Below are 25,946 nucleotides of genomic sequence, written 5' to 3'. Positions count from 1 at the left end.
GATCTTGCTACGCGTAGCGTCCCGCAGGGATGGGATATTTTTTTAATTGGAAGTCTTTTACTTGCTCTGTATCATGAGTCTGTTTTGGTCACCGAACAGTTAGTGGTTCACATCGTGTCTCACAAAAAATACATCGCTATATGCGTATTTTGCTAATTGCTCATAAAATTTAAAAAAGAGCCTTTTGCATACGTGGGCCCAAGCATGAAACGAATCTGGAAGTCTTTACTGCCAGCTTGGAAGTGGGTATTACTTTCAGCTGCTACATCAATTTTGATAATCCTGACGCAGGCAACTTCACCCCTTCTGGCACAAGAACCTGCTGCCTCTACCATTATTGAAACGACAAAGCCCAGTTCAGAAACAACTAAAGTCCAAAAGTTACGGGAAGTGCTGCAACGTTCATCAACGCCAGAAGCACCAAAACCCGCCCCTGAAGTTTCTGAACCGAAAAAGCCAGAGTCGCCACAGGAACCCCCACTCAGCCCGGAAGAACTCACCCGTCAGCTAAAATTTATAGAAGCGGATAAACTTTATCTGGCGGGACAAATCCCAGAGGCAGAAAAAATTTACCGCGAAGTTAAGCAGCCTTTTGGTAAAACATCAGAGAATCAACAGCGTAAAGCTGCCATACTCGACCCCACGCAACTATCCCCAGGAGGTAAAGTCTACTGGCGAGAATCAGAGGCGGGTATAGCACAAAAGTTGCAAACAAAAACTTTAGTACCTCTGCAACTATTAGTTGAGCAATATCCTGAATTTATCCCTGGTCATATCCGATATGCTGAAGTATTGAAACAATACGATCGCACTAAAGAAGCATTAGACATATTAGAACGGGCTTCTTCGCTGTATCCAGATCAACCAGAATTAATTAAAGCTAGAATTACAGCCCTAGCTGCTGATAAAAAATGGATGGAAGCGTCCTTGGCGGCGCGTCAATTTGCTATTCTCAATCCTAAAGATCCCCAAGCGCCTGAGTTTACAAAACTAGCAGCGGAAAATCTGAACCGTTACAAATCTCATACACAAAGAGAAATTAGAGGCAATGTCATCGGTAATATTATTACAGGTGCTTTAGGTTATGCCGTCACTGGCAGTCTGCTTGGGCCGTTTTCTGCCCTTGACTCTACCATCATGTTGCTACAAGGTGAACGAGCCATAGGTGAGTCGGTGGCAAAGCAGGCAAAAAAACAGCTGGGTGTAATTATAGACGAAGATATTTTGGCATACGTCAATGAAATTGGACAGAAACTGGCGAAGGTAGGAGGACGGGACGAGTTTAAATACGAATTCTTTGTGATTCCAGAGGAAAGCCTTAACGCTTTTGCATTACCTGGGGGTAAAATTTTTATTAATGCAGGTGCGATCGCTAAAGCTAATTCCGAAGCAGAATTAGCTGGCTTAATGGGTCATGAATTATCCCATGTACTTTTATCCCACACTTTTCAATTAGTCAGCGAAGGCAACCTGATCTCTAATGTTACCCAATATATACCTCTGGGCGGCACTATCGGTCAACTCTTTGCACTTAGTTACAGCCGCGACATGGAACGTCAGGCAGATAATCTTGGTACACGCCTAATTGTTGCCACTGGCTACGCTGCTGATGGTTTACGTAACTTAATGGTGACGCTAGAAAAACAGCAAAAAAATGCTCCTCCTAGTTGGTTATCTTCGCACCCAGGTGGTAAGGAGCGAGTTAGTTATTTAGAAAACCTGATTACCCGTAGTAATTACAACCGTTATGCCTATGAAGGAGTAGGGCGTCATCTAGAAATTCAAGCACGGGTGAAAAAGCTACTCGAAGAGAAAAAAGCAAGAGAGGAAAAAAAATAGCGTTTTTGATGAATCAAAACATAGAATTGTTCGTCACTTAAACTGTCAGTTCCCCACCTATTTCTACTGGAGAATGATTTATGTCATCACAACTGCTTCGATTAATATCTTTGGGCAGTCTTGGCTTATCTTTGTGTCTGGGCAATTCTGTAGCAATGGCGCAATATGACTCTACTGGCGATGGCGTTGTCGTACCAACAGTACCATCAGGTGGGTCATCAGTACCAATAGACACATCAACACCAATAGACACGTCAACAGGTATACCACCTTCACCCTCATCTGACGGTATAACTCGGTTTAGCTGTCAGACTTACAATGGTCAGTACACTGTTATGTATCAACCACAAAGTCAACCAGGGCAATACTTTGCTTGGGCTGCACCTGCGGCTTTGGGTGGTGGTTGGGATGCACAAAGGCGTTGTACAGCAATTGCCAGTCGCTTAGAACAGTATCGCCCAGATGGCTTACAAGAACTCCAGACAGCAACAGAAAATAACGAAAATATTGTCTGCGTCACAACAGAAGCTAACCCAACTTGTAGAATTGTCCTGACAGTACCGCCTGGGAAAGACCCCTATGTTATCCGCAATAGTATTTTTCAGAACTTGACTACTGCTGACAGTGGACAACAGACTATAGCTGTTAACACCTATGGCGATCGCAGTAGTGGAGGCAACGAATTATATAATTTAGGACGTACACTTCTGGGTAATGGCAATAATCGGGTTAGTTCGTCTAGAAGTGGGATTAATCTGAAACCTTTCCTTGATCGAAAAGATGGCGGCACTGGAAACAAGTTGCAAAGTGGAGTAGCAATTCGTCGTCAGTCACAGCCTAACTCTGTTCGATTAAATCCTGGTAATTTCCGATAGGCAATAGTGGTTTTTAATACAAAATTACTTTCAAATAAAAATATCCAACTACTTATTGTGGGGCGGGCATCTTGTCCGCCTTTTTTTATGGGTGGACGAGATACCATAGCAAATATTTGTTGTTTTAACCTTTTGCTAGCGGTTTCTTAATGTTACCGAGATAGTTTAAGGTTGCTGAATATGGATTAATACTACTGAAATATGTAATTTTTTTGACTATATAGTCAATTTTTGGATCAATTAAATTTTTGCATCCGTCCTTTTGTAGTTATTGGGATGCGATCGCCCCACTAATGATCATGGTTGTGGTGGGCATAGCGATCGCTTTTGAACTGTTACAAAGTGCGGACAACTTTGGATAAATCCCAAGGCCAATGCCTTTGGCGAACGTAGCGATACTCAACAGATATTCCGAAGTGAATTAAGCATTTTGGGCATCATCATTAATTTATCAAGGAATCTTAGATATGGCATTTAATTCTGGCGACATTACATTTATAGGTATTAATACTGCGGGTGGACCCGACGATTGGATAGCTTTTGTTGCGCTAGTCGCTATTCCAGAGGGAACGGCCATCTATTTTACCGACAACGAACTTACAACAGCGACGGCAACGGCTTTTAACACTGGTGAATCATATAGTAAATGGACTGCCCCAGCAGGCGGTGTTGTCGCAGGGACTATCGTCACTTTGACCAATTTTGATGTGACTGGTGGACCAGTTGCCAATGTAGGTACGGCTGCTGTGGTCACCTTCTCAGGTTCTACTAATCGCGGCTTTAGCCAAACCGCCGACTCGGTATATGCCTATCTTGATGCCAGTGATGCGACAGCAGACAAGCCGACAACACAGATCGCACGAATTAATATTGGTAACACAGAGGATGGTGTCGCACCTAACTCGCTACCTGCTGACAGCCGTATAAGCTTCTTGACGAGGGAGGAATCGGCAGCCTACATCGGTTCTCGTACAGCAAATACTTTTGCCGAATTCAAGGCGATCGTTAACAACCCTGCTAATTGGACGCTGACTACTGGGGCGACTCTTATTACAGCGCTGAACCAAACCGCCTTCACTATCAATACAACCCCCATGATCGCGATCGCAGCCCAAGATGCCAACGCAGCCGAAGCTGGCACTGACCCTGGTATCTTCCGGATCTATCGCACAGGCAGTACCATCAATGCCTTGACGGGAAATTACAATGTTACAACGGGTGCTGGACAAGCCACAAGCGCAGATTACACCCCAGCCCTAACAGGCACAGTAACGATCGCTGCCGGACAATCCTTTGTGGATATCACCATTACACCTGTGGATGATACGGCAGTTGAAGGAACTGAAACCGTCAGTTTGACTCTCAATAGCAGCGCCAACTATACTCTGGGTACTGCTACTGCTACAATAGCGATCACTGATAATGACGCAATTCGGATTCACGACATTCAAGGCGCGGGGCATATCTCACCTTTGAGAGGTCAAAACGTTAAGAATGTAGCGGGAATTGTTACGGCTACAGCTAGTAACGGTTTTTACTTGCAAGACCCCAACCCAGACAGCGACGATGGCACTTCTGAAGGTATTTTCGTCTTCACCTCATCAGCACCAACCGTATTTGTCGGCGATTCTATATTAGTTAATGGAACAGTTGCGGAGTTTCGTCCCGGTAATAATGCAAATAACCTGACGGTAACACAAATTACTAGCCCTACAATTGTTACAGTCTCCAGTGGCAATCCTTTACCAACTGTCACAGTTCTGGGTAATGGCGGCAGAACCATCCCAACTACAGTAATCGATAACGACACTACTGGTAATATCGAAACTGGAACGACCACCTTTGATCCTGCCCAGGATGGCATCGACTTCTATGAAAGTTTAGAAGGAATGCGAGTACAGGTAAATAACCCGATCACCACTTCACCCACTGCAAGCTTTGGTACATCACAGGAAATTTGGGTATTAGCAGACAATGGGGCAAATGCCACTGGGCGCACATCTCGCGGTGGTAGCCTAATTAGTGCCTCAGACTTCAATCCTGAACGCATTCAGATCGATGATCTCAACAATGCCTTAGTGCTACCCGAGGTGAATGTTGGTACGCAACTTAGCAGTATTGTTGGTGTCGTTAACTACGACTTTAGCAACTATGAAGTTTTAGTATCGGCTGCTCCCACAATAGTACAGAACAGTACTCTTCAAAAAGAAGTTACAAATTTAACTCCCACTACTGAGCAATTGACAGTTGCTACCTTCAACGTCGAAAACCTTGACCCAAGCGATGGTGCAACCAAGTTTAACAACCTTGCCAGCCGCATTGTCAATAATCTGAAATCACCAGATATTATTAGTCTAGAAGAAATTCAGGACAACAACGGGGCAACGAATAATGGCGTAATTGATGCTAGCACTACCTTCCAAACATTAATTAATGCGATTGCTGCTGCTGGTGGCTCCACATATCAATATCGCCAAATTGACCCAGTGAACGGTACTAATGGTGGTGAACCTGGTGGAAATATCCGGGTAGGCTTCTTGTTTAATCCCAATCGTGTCAACTTTGTAGATCGCCCCGGTAGTACTTCCACTTCCAGCACCACAGTTAGTAACGTCTCTGGTGTTCCTACAGTTTCTAATAGTCCTGGTTTGATTGACCCCACCAACTCGGCCTTTACTAGCAGTCGCAAGCCGTTAGTTGGGGAATTTACTTTCAAGGGTGAAACTGTTTATGTAATTGGCAACCACTTTAATTCTAAAGGTGGCGACCAACCATTATTTGGTGTGAATCAACCGCCAACTCTCAGTAGCGAAGTGCAGCGCCAGCAACAAGCAACAGTGGTGAAAAACTTTGTCGAAAGTATTTTAGCAATCAACCCCAATGCCAATGTAGTAGTAGCAGGTGACTTGAATGACTTTGAGTTCTCTAACCCTGTCACCACTCTAGAAAGCGCTGGACTGACTTCATTAATTGAAACTCTGCCTCAAAATGAGCGTTACACCTATAATTTTGAAGGCAACGCCCAAACACTTGACCACATTTTAGTCAGTAACAACTTACGCAACAGACTAGATGGGTATGATGTAGTTCACATCAATTCAGAGTTTACCGATCAGGATAGCGATCACGACCCTAGTGTGGCTCGGTTTAATCTCTCTAAAAACAATGCTCCCACTGTAGTACAACCGATTGACGACCAAATCATCTCTACTAACAAACCTTTTTCTTTCAATGTCAGTAACAAATTTGCTGATGTCGATCAAGGCGACACCCTCAGCTACAGTGCTACAGGCTTACCCACTGGATCTAGTATTGTTGCTAATACAGGTGTGATATCCGGCACTATCTCCCAAATTAGCATCTTCGGAGTCACAGTTACCGCCACTGATAGCGGTGGTGCTAATGTTAGCGATACATTTGACCTGACTGTTGCTAATAACAAGGCAACATCTGGCAACGATATTATCTTTATTGACCAACTTAATGGTGCGAACATAGTCAATGCCTTAGCTGGGAGCGATCGCGTCATCGGTACTAATGCCAATGAAACGATCGATGGTGGCGCAGGCAATGATTACCTTGATGGCAAGGGAGGTACTGACATCCTCCGTGGAGGCGATGACGATGACACAATCTTAGGCGGACTTGGCAGTGACACGCTTTCTGGAGGCAAGGACAATGACCGCCTCATTGGTTGGGGGGGTGGCACAAGCGAAGTTGACTTACTCAATGGTGATCAGGGTGAAGATACTTACGTCTTGGGTAATGTCAGTTCAGTTTTCTATGCCAGTTCTGGTAACAGTGACTATGCCTATATTGCCAGCTTTAAGAACAAGGACAAAATTGAACTCAAGGGAGCTACTAGCAATTACTCACTAAAGTATGTATCAGCCGTGTCTAGTAAGAAGTCTGCTGTTGGTATTTTTACCAACAATGGAATAGAGTTAATTGCTGTTGTTGAGGATGGGTTAAAGCTAAAGACGAATTTGGCAACCGATACTGGCTTTGTATTTGTTTAACGCAGATTCAAGCGATCGCCTTCTAACGCAGAAAAAGAGTTGGAAATGATGTCATGTCTGCCTAATTACCCGTAACAAAAGCTGCCTCTTCGGGAGGGGAGACAAAGCACAGCTTTGGCAAAGTGGGGTTCTCCGAGTTTAATAAGTAATCAAGCGCACATAATATGAAAGCTTTTGCAAGAAAAGCTAACTCTCAATTTTTAAAGCAGTCTAATATCTAAAATCTACCCCAGAACTAACCTATGGTAACTACAAGCACAGTTCGCTTTTCTCAGTTCAATGCTTCTTTGAATCGCAACGCAACAGGTCAGCTAGTAACCGATCTGTCTACGCCTGACAATGCTCAAGCAAAAGCTGTTGCGGAAATTATTCAGCGTAACAACCCGGATGTGCTACTGATCAATGAGTTTGACTACTCCCAGAAAGCAGTTGAGTTATTCAAGCAAAATTACCTTGCAGTTAGCCAGAATGGTGCAACTCCTGTTGATTACCCTTATTTCTACATTGCTCCTTCCAACACGGGTATTGCCTCTGGTTTTGACTTGAACAACAACGGCGCAGTAGTTACAACCCCAGGCGAACCGGGATATGGCGATGATGCCTTCGGATTCGGTAATTTTCCTGGTCAATACGGGATGTTGCTGTTATCCAAATATCCCATCGACACTGCCAACGTCCGCACCTTCCAAAACTTTCTCTGGAAGGATATGCCCAATGCTTTGCTTCCCGATGATTCCAATACACCAGAGCCAAATGATTGGTATTCTCCAGAGGAACTGGCAGTTCTACGCCTCTCCTCCAAAAGTCATTGGGATGTACCCATTCAAGTAAACGGCGAGACAATTCATGTCCTCGCCAGCCACCCCACACCCCCAACCTTTGATGGGACAGAAGACCGCAACGGAAAGCGCAACCACGACGAGATCCGGTTTTGGGCAGACTATATTACTCCTGGTACAAGTAATTATATTTACGATGATCAGGGGAAAACGGGCGGGATTGCTTCTGGTTCAAGCTTTGTGATTGTCGGAGATCAAAATGCAGATCCGTTAGATGGTGATAGTTTTAACAACGCTATCCGGCAACTATTGCAAAATCCCAATATCAATACTAATGTCATCCCTACCAGTCTTGGTAGTCCCCAACAAGCAGACTTACAAGGTGGTGCAAACGCTACCCAAAAAGGGAATCCTAACTTTGACACCGCAGATTTTGCTGATACGACCCCCGGAAATCTGCGGACTGATTATGTGCTACCCTCCACTGACCTGACAATTGCCAATTCAGGAGTATTTTGGCCGCTAAATACTGACCCGATATTCTCCCCAGTTGGTACTTTTTCGTTCCCCAGTTCTGACCATCGCTTGGTGTTCGCAGATGTGCAAACTGGGGCGACTCAAGCAGGTAAAACTATTCCCCGTGTGGAATTTGAACGACAAACTATTCTTGCTACTACCTTTATTCCTGCTGGTGCGGCGGGAACGGTGAATGGCGCACCAACTCCACTGGGTGGACTATCTGGTGTCACTTACGATGCTGTTAACAACCGCTACTACGCTATCTCAGATGCTCGCTCTGATAGCAACGGTCTAGCTCGCTTCTACACTTTCACTGCCAATTCTGGAGTGACTTTTACCAATGTTACACCACTGAAAGATAGCAACGGCAACTTCTTTGCACTCAATAGCCTCGACCCAGAAGGTATTGCTTTAACCAACAATGGTACTGTTTTCATATCTTCGGAGGGTGAAGTTAATCTTGCTGTTGGTCGCGTTACTAATCCCTTTATTAAAGAGTTTTCCTTAACCACTGGGCAAGAAGTGCGATCCCTACTTGTTCCCAGCAAATTCTTACCAGTAGTTCAGGATACTAACAACAACGGGAGTGTCGATGGAGGTGACACGCAGACATCCGGTGTTTATAATAACTTAGCTTTTGAAAGCCTGACCATCACACCCGACCAGAAAACTCTATTCACCGCCACTGAAAACGCACTGTCCCAAGATGGCTTAAAGGCTTCACTCACCAGTGGTAGCCCTTCCCGGATTCTGCAATACAATCTGGTTACTGGACAACCAGAAAAAGAATACCTTTACATCACCGATGCCATTCCCGAAGCACCAAACCCAAGCACAGGCTCTGCTGACAATGGTTTGGCGGATTTATTGGCAATAGATAATCGTGGTACTTTCCTGGCGTTAGAACGCTCCTTTGCCCAAGGTGTAGGCAATACCATCAAAATCTACGAAGTTTCTTTGCAAGGTGCAACTGACATTAGTTTCTACGATTCTCTCAATAATTTGAGTGCTGAACAACTAGCTGCTATCAAACCCGCCCAAAAGCGTCTGCTGTTGAATTTAACTGACCTTAATCTGCCCACTGATGCAAATCACCCGATTACAGGAGTAGATAATATAGAAGGTCTTGCCTTCGGCCCCAAACTAGCAGATGGTCGTCAGTCCATTGTACTGGTGAGTGACAACAACTTTAGCAGCACCCAATATACCCAAATCCTCACCTTGGGTGCAGACTTAGTTCCCACTGCTGCACCCATAGTAGAAACCCGCCCTGATTTATTTGACGATAAAACACTCCCAGTTGATCAACGTGCCGATGCTGATGATCCTGCTATCTATGTTAATGCCACAAATTCTGCCGATAGCTTAGTACTAACCTCAGTCAAAAATGCTGGATTGCGGGTTTATGACTTATCTGGTAATTTGTTGCAAACAGTTAATCCTGGTGGTATTCGCTACAACAATATTGACTTGCAATACGGTTTTAAATTAGGCAATCAATCTGTTGATATTGCTGTAGCTAGCGATCGCCAAAATGATAAACTAGCAATCTTCAAAATTAACCCCAACCCCACTGCCCCCGGTCAATATTTGGAAGATATCACCGATAGCAATATTGGTACTATCTTTCAGACATCACCTTTTGAACCTCCCTATTCTGCATCAACTAGCAGTTCTTACGGACTTACCTTATACCGTAGCCCCGCAACTAATGATTACTATGTCTTTACCAGTCGCCGCCAAACTGGAGATATAGCTCAGTTCAAATTGATCGACAAAGGTAATGGTCAAATTGGAGCAGAACTGGTACGGGAATTCACCATCCCCTCGCCCACGGCAGCAGGGCGTTCTCCCCAAACAGAGGGTATGGTGGTTGACCAAGAAACCGGTTTTCTCTACATAGCGCAAGAAGATGTGGGCATCTGGAAATTCCAGGCAGAACCGGACGGTGGCACAACAGGTAAGTTAATTGATCGCGTTCGTTTTGAGGGTGGTTCTCACCTCACCGATGATGCCGAAGGGTTGACCATCTACTACGGCAAAAACGGCACAGGCTACTTGCTAGCATCCAGCCAAGGCGATAGTACCTTTGTTGCCTACACTCGTGAAGGTAACAACGAATACGTGGGTAACTTTGCCATTGGTAACAATGGGTCAATTGACAGCGTGCAAGAGTCAGATGGGGCTGATGTCATTAACCTGCCACTGGGGCCTAACTTCCCATTTGGTTTATTTGTCACCCAAGACGGCTCCAATGAACCTGCCAAAACTATCGATGGCGAAAATGTTAACTCTAACTTTAAGCTAGTGCCTTGGGAAAATATCGCCAATGCCTTCCCCAATACTCTAAATATCGACACCACTAGTTACGACCCCCGCAATCCTGTTGCCCAACCCAAGCTAACTATCTATGAATTTGAAAACTTACCCCAGTTAGGTACAACCTCTAAAAATCAAGATATTTTCTTGGGTGGTTTTTCTGGGTTGTATTTCCAAGGGTTTGCAGCTAATGGCAACCTGAAATTTGTCACCAATACAGACCGTGGCCCCAATGGAGAACCTGATGGTGTAAATAGACCATTTTTCTTACCCAACTTCCAGCCAGAAATAGTCAGCTTTGAACTCAACCGCAGTACAGGTGAAATCAGTATTACCAACAGAACAGAACTATTTCGCCAAGATGGAACGACGCCATTAACGGGACTACCTAACTTGCAAGGAGTAGCAAACGGTTTAGCCTACACAGATGAAATTGCCGTTGACTTAGACAACAAGGTTCTAGATAACGATCCTTTAGGTGCTGATTTAGAAGGAATTGTAGTTGCAGAAAATGGTGATTACTGGATGGTAGATGAGTACCGTCCCTCCATTTATCACTTTGATACTAATGGAAAGCTGATTGAGCGTTTTATTCCTCAAGGAACGGCAACTGCACCCGACCCAGATCAACCAACTGGAACTTTTGGCACTGAGGTTTTGCCAGCAGTTTATGCCCAACGCCGCAATAACCGAGGATTTGAAGCTGTAGCGTTGGAAGGTAATAGATTATATGCCTTTATCCAGAGTTCAATTGATAATCCAGATGTCGATAATGATGCGACATCCAAAGCTTCTCTCAACCTGCGAATTCTGGAGTTTGATATTGTCGCCAAGCAGGTAACTGGAGAGTATTTATATCGCCTAGAAGGGTTACCACAAACCGATAAGATTGGCGATGCAGTTTCTTTGGGTAACGGCAAATTTGCAGTAGTTGAGCGAGATGACAATAGTACATCTGCTGGCAATAAACTAATTTACCAAATTGATTTAGCTGGGGCGACCAACATCAATAACCCTGCTAACTTTACTTTGCCAGCTGGTAAAACTATTGAACAACTGACCTCTGCGGAGTTAGCTACTGCCAATATTACCACTGTTAGCAAAAGTCTAATCGCTAATGCTGCTCAGTTGGGTTACACCGGGGTGGAAAAATTAGAAGGTCTAGCATTGGTAGCACCCAACACTCTAGCCTTGATTAACGACAATGACTTTAACGTTACGGGTAATACGGCTGCTGAAAAACTCGGCATCCTAGAACTACCCAATAACCTGACACCTGTAGAGCCTACTTTCCCAGGCAACTTTGGTTCTAGCAACACCGATAATGTAACAGTTGAGCCAGGAAAAACATTTTTCGCAGGTGATGGTGCAGACTTTGTAGAAGGTACTAAAGGCAACACAATCGAAGCTGGAAACGGTGATGATACCGTACTCGTAGGCAGTAATTCTTCAGTATCCGGAGGAGAGGGTGACGACCAGATATTTATTGGTCAAAACGGTTCAGCTAAAAATACCAAAGCTGATGGTGGCAATGGTAATGATGTTATTACCGTGGTGGAAGCTAGTGGTAGTAATAATTTATTTGGAGCCGCTGGTGATGATACTCTCACAGTCGTTGAAGGTTCTCGTCAATGCTTATTTGGTGGAAATGGCAACGACACCCTCACTAGTAACGCCAGCAATAACCGTCTTTATGGTGGTTCTGGTGATGATATCTTGTTCTCGACTCTGAATGACTTGTTATTTGGTGGCGATGGTGATGATGTGCTTTTTGCTGGTCAAGCAGGTGGTGAGCGCCTAACTGGTGGTGCTGGTGCAGACAAATTCTGGATTGCTAATGGTAGTTTACCAACTAGCAAGAACATTGTGACTGATTTTACAATTGGTATTGACAAAATCGGGCTTGGTGGTATCGGTATCACTCAATTTAGTGGTTTAACTTTATTGCAACAGGGTAGTGATACTTTGGTGAAAACCGGAAATACAGAGTTAGCTTCATTGGTTGGAATTACCTCAACTAGCCTCACCGCAAATGACTTCGTTTTCTCTGCTAGTATCCTGGCTTAATTTGTTCACCTAGCTTCTGATAGAAACACCTTTTCTAGGGACGTATAACTCTACGTCCCTACAGGTTATTTATTTGACAGGAAAGGAAATGGCGATCGCTCCCAAATTCAAACTATAAAAATTTAACTTTATTCTAGAAAGGACTCTAAAATAAGGGTAAATAACATTCCCATATATTAGTTTATTCTTTATTTTGAAAAATTAATAAAAGTTATTTTTTAATTAAGATTTATTTTAATCATTTCTTCTAGTTAATTTATTCTTTTCTTAATCTTTCAATGAAAACATCATTATTAATAATGGTCAAGTTCTCTCATAACTACTATCAACAAACTTAAATTCGGAATTTAGTTGCACACTTTTACTAGCTAACACAGATTATTAGCTAACATCTGACCATCATTACTCTCTAAAAAAGACATTGTTTGTAAATGTATTCTCAGAATTCATGGCAAAATCCAACTGAACCAAAATATATTTTTGTATTCTGAAATACTTCAATAATTTGGGTTTTTAGAGTGAAAAGGTGATTTTTCCACAAGTCCAGGACTTACGCACACTCTACGAACCCTTGGCGTTGTTGAGAGAAGGCGGTTCGTATAAATTAAGCTTTTTGGCAACTTTTGTGTAAGTCCACAGCTGATGTAATTAGAGAACTTGAATAGCTTGTGATGCAGCTAAATTCAAATACCCACCAAAAAAGATTCTAATTATGACAATTGAGAACGGAAAAACAATAGCACTTGCAACACCTGTTCCCCAAGTTGAGTTAGTAGGTTTTGCCTCTTTACCTGCTGATACCTTTAGTGATGGGCCAGCTTCCGGTCAGGGAATTTCAGCAAATGGCAGAACCGGGCCTTTCCCCGGACAACCAATACAGGGCTTTAGCGGTGTTCAATTTGCTAACAGCGACTCTTTGTACTTTTTGTCAGATAACGGTTACGGTAGCAAAGATAATAGTGCAGATTTTCTACTGCGGATCAATCGTATAGACCCGAATTTTAAGGGAACAGAGAATGGAGACGGCAGCGTTAAAGTTTTAGATTACATTCAACTGTCTGACCCGAACAACAAGGTTCCTTTCCAAATTGTAAATGAGGGAACTACTGGAAGATTACTAACTGGTGCAGACTTTGATGTAGAGTCATTCGTCTTTGATAAAGACGGGACAATCTGGGTGGGAGACGAGTTTGGCCCCTACCTACTACATTTTGATGCGACTGGTAATTTATTAGAGGCTCCGATCGCTACACCTGACCGATTCAAAACTTTAGATGGAGAAGCACCTAAAGTAATTGGTCATAGAGGTGCAAGTGGTTATCGTCCAGAGCATACCTTAGAGTCTTATAAACAAGCAATTGCGCGAGGCGCTGACTTCATTGAGCCTGATTTGGTAGTTACAAAAGATGGTGTGTTAATTGCTCGTCATGAGCCAGCTTTAGCAGTTTTGAACGCTGATGGTACTGTCAATTTCAACAATACAACCACAGATGTTTACAAGCATCCAGAGTTTGCCGATCGCAAGAAAACGGTAAGTTTAGATGGAAACACAATTACAGGTTGGTTTGCTGAAGACTTCACCTTAGCTGAAATCAAGACTTTACGAGCAGAAGAACGTCTACCTTTCCGCGATCATTCCTTTGACGATCAATTTGAAATTCCTACCTTCACGGAAATCATCAATTTAGTTAAGCAAGTAGAAGCCGATACAGGTAAAAAGATTGGCATCTATCCTGAAACTAAGCATCCAACCTATTTGGCCAATGAAGCTACTTATGTAGGCACCACTAACAAAATCAACAGAAACATCAGTCAGTTATTAATCGATACGCTCAAGGCAAATAACTTCACTGACCCCAGTCGCATTTTCATCCAGTCCTTTGAAGTATCTAACCTTAAAGAACTGCATGATGTCATTATGCCTGCGGCAGGGGTGGATATTCCACTTGTCCAACTTTTAGATGCAAGTGACATTGATATCAACGGCAAGATCATTGAGAGTCAGCCTTATGATTTGAAAGTCAGTGGTGACACTCGCACTTATGGCGACTTGCGAACACCAGAAGGTTTGGCTGAAGTTGCCACCTATGCCGATGGCATTGGCCCTTGGAAGCGGATGATTGTTAGTGTCAAAGGTACTGATGCTAATGGTGATGGCAAAGCAGATGATGTGAATGGGGATGGGGTAGTAAATGAGGCTGATCAGACAACGTTACCTCCCTCTACCTTAATTCAAGATGCTCACAACGCAGGTTTGCAGGTTCACCCGTATACCTTCCGTGCGGAAGATCAATATTTAGCAGCAGATTATAAAGGCAAGCTAGCCCTAGAAATCCAACAGTTCTATCAATTAGGTGTAGATGCGCTATTTACAGACTTTCCAGATATTGGGGATAAAGTACGGGATCAACTCAGAGATGATCCTCAGTATAATGTAGTGCGATCGCCACAAAACCCCGACGTTCTCTCAGGAGATGCTTTTGCTAACTTAGCTAGTTCCAAAGGTTTTGAAGGCGGAGCAATCAACGCCAGCAAAACCAAGCTTTATTTCCTCCTAGAAGGTACGGTTCAAGGCGATACTCCTGGTGCTTTGCGGATTAACGAATTTGATTTAGCCAGCCACAAATACAGCGACCAATTACGTTACTACAGATTGGATAATCCGTCAAATTCCATCGGGGATTTAGCAGTCATTAATGATAATGAATACCTAGTCATTGAGCGGGATAACAATCAAGGGGCTGCGGCTGAATTTAAGAAGATTTACAAAATAGACTTGTCTAAAACAGATTCTAATGGTTTTGTAGCTAAAGAAGAAGTTGCAGACTTGTTAAACATCAAAGACCCCAACGACCTGAATGGGGATGGTAAGACCACCTTCGATTTCCCATTCCAAACCATTGAGAATGTTTTAGTTGTTGACAAAAACACCATTTTGGTGGCTAATGACAACAATTATCCCTTCTCTACAGGTCGTCCTGGCAATGATCCTCAAAATCCAGTTATAGACAACAATGAAATTATTCTGTTGAAGCTGGAGAATCCCCTTAATCTTGCTGCTGGTTTAGGTAAGCCAAAAGCTGAAAAAATTAATTCTGGTTCCACTAGCAGCGATAATATTACCGTTCAGCCAAATCAAACCTTATTCACAGGTGACGGAGCAGACTTTGTAGAGGGTACTAAAGAGAACACAATCCAGACTGGAAACGGTGAAGACACAGTGCTAGTCGGCAGTGACTCTTCAGTATCCACAGGAGAGGGTAACGATCAGATATTTGTTGGTCAAAACGGCCCGGCTCAAAATACTACTGCTCATGGTGGCAATGGTAATGATGTTGTTACCGTAGTGGAAGCTAGTGGTAGTAATAATTTACTTGGGGCAGCAGGTAATGATACTTTGACAGTAGTTGAAGGAACTCGTCAATTATCCTTCGGTGGCTCAGGTAACGACACCCTTAAGAGTCAAGGTAGCAATAACCGTCTCTACGGTGGTTCTGGTGATGACAAACTCTTCTCTAGTGTGAATGATTCCCTGTTTGGTGGCGATGGTGATGATGTGCTATTTGCTGGTCAACAGGGCGGTAATCGCCTCAATGGTGGTGCTGGTGCTGACCAATTCTGGATTGCTAACGCCAGTCTGCCAACTAGCAAGAACATTGTGACTGATTTTGCGATCGGCATTGATAAAATCGGGCTGGGCGGTATTCGCGTCAGTAATTTAACGGTATTGCAACAGGGTAGCGACACTCTCGTGAAAACTGGAAATATAGAGTTGGCTTCATTGGTGGGAATTGCATCAACTAGCCTCACAATAAACGATTTCGTTTTTTCTGCTAGTGTCATTTAGCCGAAAAATAATTACAGCTTAGATTCAACATTCATTCATTAATTAAGCTGTAGCGATTTTGCTAATGCGGGAAAGTGATATAGCGATCATATTTGATTTGCTCTCCACCAAAAGGATCAAATCCCCGACTTCTTCAAGAAGTCGGGGATCTTTTTGTTCGTAAAGAGCCTTCTGCTTTTTGTCCCAAATCTTAACTTGCTTATAACCTTTCTTAAACATTGAACAACTATGTTTTGAGACAGTGACCAGAGTTATATTCATTTGATTTTCTCCACTAATTTATGTGGACACCAAGCATTTTGTCACCAAATACTACCAGGTTTCTCTAGCAAAGAATTTTTCGTTTGGCTTGAGTGTAGTTAATCGCTCAGTCTACAGACATCCAATTGCTGCGATTAATCAATTGTAGCTCACAATACTTAAGGAGTAGTTGACATGGCTGATACAAACGGCAACGGTAGAAATGTCATTATTTTTGTTGCTGATGGATTGCGTAACGGTTCTGTAAACCCCATTGACACCCCAACTTTATATAGCATCCGTCAGCAGGGAGTTAGTTTTGCCAATAGTCATTCGCTGTTTCCGACATTTACCACACCGAATGCTTCTGCGATCGCAACAGGGCATTATCTTGGTGATACAGGTGACTTTAGCAACACCATATACACTGGTTTTCCTAGTGCTAATGCTAATGGTACTATCACGCCATTCATTGAAAATGATGCGGTTCTGGGAGATATTGATGAAAAGTTTCCCGGTAACAACTTTTTAGATGAAGAGTCACTCTTAGCTTATGCGCGATCGCAGGGTTTCAACACAGCAGCAGTTGGTAAACTAGGGCCAGTTGCCATCCAAGATGTTACCCAAGTTAACCGAGAAGGTGGTACTACAAGTACTATTCCTACTCCCGATACAATTATTATTGATGACACTACAAATGGTGCAACACCACCGCCTACAGCCGCCGGTTCACCTTCTGGTGTTCCACTCGATCCAGATATTGTTAATCGCTTACAAGCGGCTGGTCTAGATGTAAAACCGACAACGCGAGTCCAGCCAGCTGGTAATAATACAACTCCTGGCACTCTGAATGCCAATGTGGCTCAACAACAATATTTTGCAGATGCCACTACCAAAGTAATTTTACCCAAGTTTCAAGAAGACGGTAAACCATTCGCATTGGTTTATTGGTCAAGAGATCCTGATGGTACTCAACATAATCAGGGTGATAGCTTAAACACCTTAACACCAGGTATCAATGGCCCTACTTCAAAAGCTGGGGTTAAAAATGCTGATGATAATTTAAAGCAGCTTCTTGACTATCTCAAAAGCACAGGCTTAGACAAGACTACTGATGTCTTTGTTACTTCCGACCACGGTTTTTCTACCATCAGCAAACAAGCTATTGATAGCCAAGGCACAAAAACTACAAGTTATGCTGCCACCCAAACTTATGAAGGCGTAAATCCGGGATTTCTTCCAACAGGTTTTGTTGCAATTGATTTGGCTCACGATCTAGGTTTACCCTTATACGATCCTAACCCTACAACCCTTCCCTCAAACCTCAACCAGATCCAGTATGCAACTGTTGATGCCACAAAAGGTCAACGTCCTATTTCTGGGAATGGTGTAATTGGTGGTACAGGTCAGGTAATTAATGGCCAACTTGACCCAGGTACAAAGATAGTTGTAGCTGCCAATGGTGGATCTGACCTGATTTATCTGCCCAATGGCAATGCTGACTTAGCCAAACAAGTTGTGGATTTGCTTTCGCAAAAAGACTACATCAGTGGTATTTTTGTAGACGATGCTTATGGAGATATCCCAGGTGCTTTACCACTGAGTGCGATCGGGCTAAAAGGTGATGCTAAAACACCAGTTCCATCTATAGTTATCAACTTCAAAACCTTTAGCAGCGACCCAAGCAACCCAAACAACCCTCAAGCTCAAGTAGAAATTGCTGATACAACTTTGCAGCAAGGACAGGGGATGCATGGCAGCTTTGGTCGAGGTGATACCTTCAATAACATGGAGGCTATTGGTCCCGACTTTAAACAAGGCTATGTGGACTATGCGCCCGTCAGTAATGCTGATGTAACGCCTACACTTGCTCGGATTCTGGGGTTAGATATTCCCAGTAATGGCGATTTGAAAGGTCGCGTCATTACAGAAGCATTGGTGGGGGGGCCGGATGTAGTTCCCTCCGCTAAAGAAGTCTTGACTTCAGAAAAAACTACTAATGGTCAGGCAACAATTCTAGATTCTCAGAGTGTAGGCAATACTCAGTACTTTACAGCCGCAGGGTTTGATGGCCGCACTGTTGGATTGACAACACTAGACCTTCAATTTGGTTCTACCATTAGTGATGATGTCACCCTCAAGCCAAATCAAACCTTATTCACAGGTGATGGAGCAGACTTTGTAGAGGGTACTAAAGGTAACACAATCGTGACTGGAATTGGTGATGACACGGTGTTAGTTGGTAGTAACTCCTCGGTGTCCACAGGAGACGGTAACGATCAAGTTCTAATTGGCGCAAATGGCCCTGCTGGCAACACTAGTGCTGATGGCGGCAATGGCGATGACGAAGTTACCGTGGTGGAAGCCAATGGTGGTAATAATTTGTTTGGAGGCGCGGGTGCTGATAGTCTCACAGTAGTTGAAGGTTCGCGTCAACTGTCCTTCGGTGGCTCAGGTAATGATACCCTCACCAGTAACGGTAGCAATAACCGCCTCTACGGTGGTTCTGGAGATGACAAACTCTTCTCCGGTGTGAATGACTCGTTGTTTGGTGGCGATGGTAATGATGTGCTATTTGCAGGTCTTGGGGGTAGCAATCGCCTCAGTGGTGGTGCTGGTATTGACCAATTCTGGATTGCCAACGCCAGTCTGCCAACTAGCAAGAACATTGTGACTGATTTTGCGATCAGTAGTGATAAAATCGGGCTTGGTGGGATTGGTGTTAATCAGTTTAGTGGTTTAACACTGTTGCAACAAGGTAGTGACACTCTAGTGAAAATCGGAAATACAGAGTTGGTTTCATTAGTTGGAATTACATCGACTAGCCTCACAGCAAATGATTTCGTTTTTTCTGCTAGTGTCATTTAGCCGAAAAATGATTACAGCTTAGATTCAACATTCATTCATTCATTAGTTAAGCTGTAGCGATTTTGTTAATGCGAGGGAATGATCCTCCCTCGTTATTAATTAAACTAGTAAATTTACTGAAGGCAGTTATTGCATTTACTTCATAAATTTAATATTAGATTCCTCTACGGTAACAAAAATCTTAAGATTAATTTTTCTAGTTAATTTTTATTAAATTAAGCTAGCAAAAAAGTGATGGATAATTCTTTCAAAAATCTGGCATATCGGTGTTTACCAAGAAAAGCTTACTGTCTTTGCCATTAGTGAGACTATCAATCCCTATAAGAATTTGTAAAAAATAGTTCAGAAATTTAAAGTTTTTTTTATCACATAATTATTAACTAGGGTATTTACTTAAAAAAGCATTTGTGATAGTTTCATGTTGATTATCATAAATTAAAACGGGCGACGCTAAATTTAAAAACTACGTTTCTGTGTCTTCATTTAATGATAAGTATCAATTTTACATAATTGCAATGTTAAATACTGAGTTTAAGTTTGTATAAACTATATAGCGTTAATCAAGTGATAACTTATCCTCAATGTATTTACACCATACTTTACTTGATTTTGAAAAACGCCTAACAATTCTAACCGTGTGATATAAATACAGTCCTGCAATTAGACGAACCTCTCCTCTGTACTTTTACATATTTAGACACCGGAATAGCACAGAAGTATTGCCACTACTAGCATAAAAGCCAACGCTCTCACTGTTAGTAAAGAATACTCACTAATGTTTTCGGCTTAATTCCTCACTTTTACTTGTTTTATATGACTTATATTAAGAACAGTTTCCTCGAATTTGTCACCACCCTAGAAGGGTTTGATCGCTTACCAGATGCAGCGATCGCTAACCTATCAGAACAGGTGCAAGCTTGGCGCTATCGGATAGGTCAGAAAATCATCGGTAAAGAAAGTCTCCCGGAACACATCACGATTATTTATGAAGGACAAGTGCGCCTGTTGGGATATGATCCCCAGACGCAACTGCCAATTACCCTAAAATTGCTGCAACCTGGGGAAATTATCGGCGAAATTGGTTTGTTGCGCGATGTCGCCTGTGAAACAGCGATCGCCTCCACCGAAGTAGTATGTTTAACCGTGAGTGCATCGGCATATTTTAGCTTTCTGGCTTTATACCCAGCTTTTGCCGATGCTCGCAAGAACCGCAGCTATTTGGTGGAAGTGTTCGATATTCTCAGCTCGTATTGGAAACAGCAACCGCTCGCTACTTTAAATTTCAAAGAAGTGGCAGAAAACGCCTTACCACAGGCGAAAATACATTACCTCCCTCCAGGGGCAACTCCATTCAACCAACTCGATACTGAAAGGGTCTGGTTTTTGAGTGGCGGAGGTACAGTCACGAATTTCTCACCTGGCGATCGCATAGAATCAGATAATGACAGAGACAATATCCAAGTCATAAGTCAAAACTTTGCACGGTTGGTTGGTATACATCCATCAGATTTGATCTTGGAAGATAGTCATGAAATAGTACTTGCGGTAAGTAATACCAAATCAGATAGCGAAGAGGAACTAGATATTCCCTACGCATCAGACGAAATAGTTCCCCAGACACCCCCCCCAACCTCAAAGAGTTCCTCAAAACAAAAATACCCGTTTTTTAGTGGTAAGGGAGAATTAAATACAGCCTTCGCCTGCTTCCAAATGATCGCGAAGCACTTAGAAATGCCGTTTCGTCGAGAAGTGGTTCGCCGCATCTTAACTGAGCAAGTCAAACGTCAGGGTGTCATATCGTTTCAAGTTACTGCTTACCTGGCAGAGTTAATCGGACTGAAAGCGCAGTTGATAGAGCTACCAATCGCCTCAGTGTCACGCATTCCGACACCAGCGCTGATTCGTTATGGTAATAATTTTGCCGTTTTATATGAAGTGGATGCAAATACCGTAGTTGTCGGTGTCCCATCCAAAGGAATTGTACGCTGCAAACCCGCTCAATTGGTTGAACAATTAGATGTTGATCCAACCGACTTTCCGCCCAAAGTTAGGGTACTACTGCTCACTGCTACGAATCAAACGCCCCAAGAGCGTTTTAGTTTACGGTGGTTTGTACCCTATTTGGCACGCCACCGTCGAGTCCTGATAGAGGTCTTTATCGCTTCCTTTTTCGTGCAATTGGCAGCGTTGGCGAATCCTCTGGTGGTTCAGTTAATTATCGACAAAGTTATCACTCAAAATAGTATTGGCACACTACATATTTTGGGGATTTTGCTCTTAGTCGTCGGACTTTTTGAAGCCGTATTGACTACTTTACGAACCTACTTATTTGTCGATACCACTAACCGGATCGATATGGGTTTAGGGTCGCAAATTATTGACCACTTATTACGTTTACCACTGCGCTACTTTGAACGCCGACCGGTGGGTGAACTTTCCACTCGCATCAACGAATTAGAAAATATCCGCCAATTCTTGACGGGTACTGCCTTAACAGTCGGGTTAGATGCTCTGTTTTCGCTAGTCTATATCGGTGTGATGCTGATTTACAGTTGGCAACTTACCTTAGTAGGCTTAAGCACAATTCCAATATTTGTGATTATCACCTTAGTTGCTTCTCCCACCATTAGTAGACAGTTACGTAGCAAAGCTGAACGCAACGCCGAAACTCAATCTTATTTAGTGGAGGTGATGTCAGGAATTCAAACCGTAAAAGCGCAAAATATCGAATTGCGATCGCGCTTTTCTTGGCAAGAGCGTTACGCTCGGTTTGTCGCTGCTGGTTTTAAAACAGTTGTAACTTCCACCCTAGCTAACTCTACCAGCAACTTTCTCAATAAACTCAGTAGCTTACTCGTTTTGTGGGTAGGAGCTTATTTAGTACTCAAAGGAGAATTAACTTTAGGCGAATTAATTGCCTTTAGAATTATATCGGGTTACGTCACCAGCCCAATATTGCGTTTAGCTCAACTCTGGCAAAGCTTCCAAGAAACAGCCTTGTCTCTAGAGCGTTTAAGCGATATTGTCGATACGCCACAAGAAGGAGAAACAGACCGCTACAATATACCCTTACCTGCGATTAAGGGAGCGGTGAAATACGAAAATGTATCCTTCCGTTTTGGCACAAGTGGCCCTCTGCAACTTTCTAATGTCAACCTGGAATTTGCGCCAGGAAAATTTGTCGGCATTGTCGGACAAAGTGGATCTGGTAAAAGTACGATGATGAAGTTACTGCTGAGACTTTACGAAACTGAGTCTGGCAGAATTTTAATTGATGGTTATGATATTGCCAAAGTTGAACTTTATTCACTGCGACGACAAATAGGCGTAGTTCCCCAAGAAACGTTGTTGTTTGACGGTAGCGTTCAAGAAAATATTGCCCTAACCAATCCCGATGCGACAACCGAAGAAATTATCGAAGCGGCTCAGGTTGCGTGCGCCCACGAATTTATCATGAACTTACCCAACGGTTACAACACACGGGTGGGAGAACGGGGTTCTGCACTTTCAGGGGGGCAACGACAAAGAATTGCGATCGCTCGCTCTGTTTTACAACGACCAAAATTACTAGTTTTAGATGAAGCAACCAGCGCATTAGATTATCCTACAGAGCGGCAAATATGTCTCAATTTAGCCAAAGCATTCAAAGGTGATACAGTATTTTTTATTACCCATCGGCTGAACACCGTAAGTAATGCAGACATGATCGTAGTAATGGATAATAGCAGGGTTATAGAACAAGGTAGCCATCAAGAATTAATGGCTGTTAAAGGTCATTATTTTTACCTGTATCAGCAACAAGATGTGAACTTGTAATTAGTCATTGCTGGGGACATGGTAACGAAGAGGCAGAGGGAAGGGAGCAGGGAGCAGAGGGAAATAACCTCATTAAGAACTGCTCTACAAAAAATCCAAAATCCAAAATCCAAAATTCAAAATCGTTATGACTCAACTTAATGGCAATCACCTCAACGGCAATCAAAAAAATGGATTCAAGCAAGATTCAGCAGTACTTACAAAACAACAGAAAGCTGCTCAACAGTCTTTAATCAACTCAAGTACTCAGGAATTTGAGCAATCCATTGTCTTGCGCCAATCTCCAATTTGGTCGCGTACAATCATGGTGACTTTAATGGCGCTAGCCTGCTTTGGCATTGCTTGGGCTTATTTTGCCAAAATTGAGCAAGTAGTGGCAGCAACAGGGCAATTAAAGCCAGAAGGAACAGTCAAAGAAGTTCAGGCTCCTGTTAGTGGAGTCGTGAAAACAGTTAATGTTAAAGATGGGCAAGCAGTAAAGCCAGGAGATTTGTTGCTGACTTTCGATTCCATCGCTTCTGTTGCTGAATTAAATTCTTTAAATAAAATTCGCCTTGCATTAACTAAAGAAAACCAAATTTACCGCCGATTGTTGGGTGCAAGTACCGCTACAGGATCTGAACTTTTATATTTGCGCGGTAATTTGCCACAAGAAAGTGCTTTTCTGCTGAAAAGTCGGGCAGCGTTAGTAGGAGAAAATGAATTATTACGAACTCAATTAAAAAATTCCGGTCAAGATTCGGCGCTAGGAATTGATGAGCAACAACGTCTACAAGTCGCCAAAAAGGAATTAGATTCTCGATCTTCAGCTGCGCGGTTGGAAGTAGAAAAAACCAAAAAACAACTTACTCAAAATCAATTTAAGCTGGAAGACAGTAAAGCAAGTTTAGCTATTCAACAGCGGGTTTTAGATAAGCTGAAGATATTAGCAGAAGAAGGTGGTATTTCTCAACTTCAGTATCTCAACCAGCAACAAGAAGTACAAAACCGCACGGCAGAAGTAGCACAATTAGGTGAGGAACAGAAACGTCTCCAGTTTGATATAGAAAAAGGGCAACAAGAGTTAAGCAATACTGTGGCTCTTTCTGATAAAAACATTTTGGATAAGATAGCTGATAACAAACAGCGCATTGCCGAAATCGATAGCCAATTCATGAAGGTTATTTTAGATAATGAGCAGCGTTTGGCAGATGTCAATAGTAAAATCTCTCAAGCACAGTTAAATGTTAAATATGAAGAACTCCGTGCGCCTGTAGCCGGAACAATTTTCGATTTACAAGCAAAAAACCCTGGATTTGTAGCAACTCCGACTACAAAACTGTTGCAAATAGTCCCAAACGAAAACTATATAGCTGAAGTTTTCATCACTAACAAAGATATTGGTTTTGTCCGAAAAGGTATGAAGGTAGATGTCAGAATTGACTCTTTTCCTTACAGCGAATTTGGCGATATCAAAGGGGAAGTGGCTGGGATAGGATCAGACGCATTACCGCCAGATCAAACACATCAGTTTTATAGATTTCCGGCAAAGCTCCATTTAGATAAACAATCTTTAGTCATTAAAGGTAAAAACGTCAGTTTACAATCAGGTATGTCAATTAGTGCCAATATAAAAGTACGCGAAGAACGGACTGTGCTTAGTTTATTCACTGAGTTGTTTACCAAGCAAATTGATACCCTTAAAGAGGTACGTTAATTTATCAAGAAAGGCAGGAGGTAGGAGGAAAATTGCCCCAAAGCTAATGGAAACGGCTCTGGCTTTGCTCTATTTCTTGCCACTACTAGAGAGAGCAAGGCTTTAAGACCTATAGCTTGCTTCCCCGTAGGGATACGCTATCGGTAAGGCAAATTCTATCGCTGCTTGCAGCTAAGACTTGATGTGATAGAGCGATCGCTGTTTGTAGAAATCTTTCAGACAGCGATCGCAAAACACCCAACTTATTACAGTTCGGCGGAAATCAAGCTACTATTTTAAAACTTACAAAAGCCTTGATATACAAAACTTTTGAATGCGTGACTTTTGACTTCCGCCTTGCGGTACTAAGCTAATGCCGCTACCTTCTCTAACAATCCCTGAAATAGCCTCAAGCCATCGCTATTCCCCAGCATCCCATCAGATGCTCTTTCTGGGTGCGGCATCATCCCCAACACATTGCCCTGGCGATCGCAAATTCCGGCAATGTTGTTGAGTGAACCGTTGGGATTTTCTCCTTCATAGCGAAACACAACTTGCCCGTTATCTTCAATTTCTGCAAGAGTGGCTGCGTCAGCGTAGAATTGTCCCTCTCCGTGGGCAATGGGCAAAGTGATAACTTCGCCAGTCGTATAAGCTTGCGTCCAAGGGAGATTACTACGCTCAACTTTCAAGGGGGCGCGATCGCAAATAAAATGCAAATCCCGATTTTTAGTCAACACCCCTGGCAAAAGTCCAGCTTCAGTTAATACCTGAAAACCGTTGCAAATACCGATTACAAACTTACCTTTTTGGGCATGTTCTATAACCTGCTGCATCACGGGTGAAAAACGCGCGATCGCACCGCAGCGCAGATAATCCCCGTAACTAAAGCCACCAGGAATGATAACGACATCCAAATCAGCAATGTCTGTTTCTTGATGCCAAACCATGCGAGTTGGTTGTAAGAGCAAGTCTCTGGTTACATAAGCAACATCGCGATCGCAATTAGAACCGGGAAAAACAACAACACCGAATTTCATGATTAATCAAAAGGGAGTGGGGAGCAGGGAGCAGGGGGCAGGG

The 25,946-nt window shown here is 43.0% G+C and carries 10 protein-coding genes and 1 pseudogene; 8 read left to right on the top strand and 3 right to left on the bottom strand.

Annotated features, from left to right (window positions below; genetic code table 11):
• The first annotated feature begins 204 nt into the window (after nucleotides 1-204).
• Together ACFE90_RS16880 and ACFE90_RS16875 are read left to right on the top strand one after the other, a co-directional pair.
• Complete coding sequence (locus tag ACFE90_RS16880; RefSeq protein ID WP_375502449.1) at nucleotides 205-1,839, top strand: M48 family metalloprotease; 1,635 nt, start codon at nucleotides 205-207, stop codon at nucleotides 1,837-1,839.
• Nucleotides 1,840-1,919: 80 nt separating this feature from the next.
• Complete coding sequence (locus tag ACFE90_RS16875; protein WP_375502447.1) at nucleotides 1,920-2,714, top strand: COP23 domain-containing protein; 795 nt, start codon at nucleotides 1,920-1,922, stop codon at nucleotides 2,712-2,714.
• Nucleotides 2,715-2,982: 268 nt separating this feature from the next.
• Here the strand turns inward: ACFE90_RS16875 and ACFE90_RS16870 are convergent, their stop codons facing one another.
• Nucleotides 2,983-3,117 (bottom strand): hypothetical protein, encoded by a 135-nt coding sequence (locus ACFE90_RS16870; protein ID WP_375502445.1) that lies wholly within the window; start codon nucleotides 3,115-3,117, stop codon nucleotides 2,983-2,985.
• Between the two features lie 64 nt (nucleotides 3,118-3,181).
• On the opposite strand from ACFE90_RS16870, the gene ACFE90_RS16865 reads away from it, so the two are divergent.
• From ACFE90_RS16865 to ACFE90_RS16855, 3 genes and pseudogenes are all read left to right on the top strand, one after another.
• Nucleotides 3,182-6,733, top strand: coding sequence for a putative Ig domain-containing protein (locus ACFE90_RS16865; protein WP_375502443.1), 3,552 nt, complete (start codon nucleotides 3,182-3,184; stop codon nucleotides 6,731-6,733).
• 242 nt (nucleotides 6,734-6,975) lie between these two features.
• Entirely contained in the window at nucleotides 6,976-12,417 is a 5,442-nt protein-coding gene (locus tag ACFE90_RS16860) for a phytase (RefSeq protein WP_375502441.1), read from the top strand.
• Between the two features lie 757 nt (nucleotides 12,418-13,174).
• Nucleotides 13,175-16,264 (top strand): annotated as a pseudogene (locus ACFE90_RS16855) (esterase-like activity of phytase family protein); the annotation flags it as partial.
• Nucleotides 16,265-16,306: 42 nt separating this feature from the next.
• On the opposite strand, the gene ACFE90_RS16850 reads toward ACFE90_RS16855, so the two are convergent.
• A complete protein-coding gene (locus ACFE90_RS16850; RefSeq protein ID WP_375502439.1) occupies nucleotides 16,307-16,525 on the bottom strand; it encodes a hypothetical protein in 219 nt (72 codons plus the stop codon).
• A 174-nt stretch (nucleotides 16,526-16,699) separates the two neighbouring features.
• Here ACFE90_RS16850 and ACFE90_RS16845 point away from each other — a divergent pair, with 174 nt between their 5' ends.
• The 3 genes from ACFE90_RS16845 (at nucleotide 16,700) to ACFE90_RS16835 (ending at nucleotide 24,884) form a co-directional block, all read left to right on the top strand.
• On the top strand, nucleotides 16,700-19,372 hold the full coding sequence (locus ACFE90_RS16845) for an alkaline phosphatase family protein (RefSeq protein ID WP_375502437.1): 2,673 nt from the start codon (nucleotides 16,700-16,702) through the stop codon (nucleotides 19,370-19,372).
• A gap of 813 nt (nucleotides 19,373-20,185) precedes the next feature.
• Entirely contained in the window at nucleotides 20,186-23,188 is a 3,003-nt protein-coding gene (locus ACFE90_RS16840; RefSeq protein ID WP_375502435.1) for a peptidase domain-containing ABC transporter, read from the top strand.
• 127 nt (nucleotides 23,189-23,315) lie between these two features.
• The gene (locus ACFE90_RS16835) at nucleotides 23,316-24,884 is read left to right on the top strand and encodes an HlyD family efflux transporter periplasmic adaptor subunit (protein WP_375502433.1); all 1,569 of its coding nucleotides are present in this window, start codon (nucleotides 23,316-23,318) and stop codon (nucleotides 24,882-24,884) included.
• Nucleotides 24,885-25,228: 344 nt separating this feature from the next.
• Here the strand turns inward: ACFE90_RS16835 and purQ are convergent, their stop codons facing one another.
• Nucleotides 25,229-25,903: a phosphoribosylformylglycinamidine synthase subunit PurQ gene (gene purQ, locus ACFE90_RS16830; protein WP_375502431.1), complete on the bottom strand. Its 675-nt coding sequence runs from the start codon at nucleotides 25,901-25,903 to the stop codon at nucleotides 25,229-25,231.
• Nucleotides 25,904-25,946 lie beyond the last annotated feature (43 nt).

The sequence above is a fragment of the uncultured Nostoc sp. genome, from assembly GCF_964245445.1.
GTDB lineage: Bacteria > Cyanobacteriota > Cyanobacteriia > Cyanobacteriales > Nostocaceae > Nostoc.
This window is presented reverse-complemented; position numbering and strand designations above follow the sequence as displayed.